This window comes from Streptomyces sp. SID14478 (genome assembly GCF_010548525.1).
Taxonomy (GTDB): domain Bacteria; phylum Actinomycetota; class Actinomycetes; order Streptomycetales; family Streptomycetaceae; genus Streptomyces.
On the sequence record NZ_JAAGMG010000028.1, the window covers coordinates 1 to 593 of the forward strand.

The window sequence follows — 593 nt, forward strand, 5'->3', positions numbered from 1 at the left end:
CCGCCGACCCCGAGGCCTCGCACGACGCCCGCCTCGCCGCCGCCTGCTGGCGCGTGGAGAGCGCCGTCGAGGCGCTGACCGCACCCGCCCCGTACACCCGCGACGTGGTCACCGCCGCGGCAACGGCCGAGGCCGAACCCGGCCATCCGGTCCTGGCTCATCTGCACGCCCTGGAACACGCCCTCGTCGAACTCGCCGTACCCCTGCACGGGGCCCGGCGCGCGAGCCTGGGCGCGTAAGAAGCGGCGCGCGCCGCCGTGCAGTTCCCCACGCTCCCCGGGCGTCCGTGACCGGCCCGCGGACCGGGGCCGACGTGTGGTTGTCTCGCAGGGGCGTGGACATCCCGGCCCCGGTGAGGCACGTTCCCGGGGCACGGACAGGGCGGATCACTCCGCCCGAGGGGTGACCCCGTGCCATTGGACACCTGGGCACACGGCCGCGCGGGAGCGAGCCGTGCGCCGTTGTCGAGCCGCTGGGGTGTGTCATGCGAAGCGACCTGCGCAGGAACGGATCACGGGACGTGGAGGGCTGGCTGTCCGCCGCCCCCGGCACGCCCCGGCACGACCGGGGGACGGGCCGCGTCGCCGGGGTCC

General features: G+C 76.7%; 1 pseudogene. It reads left to right on the forward strand.

Going from position 1 to position 593, the window contains the following annotated elements:
* Positions 1-239: pseudogene (locus G3I40_RS00915) on the forward strand (FUSC family protein); the annotation flags it as partial.
* Positions 240-593 lie beyond the last annotated feature (354 nt).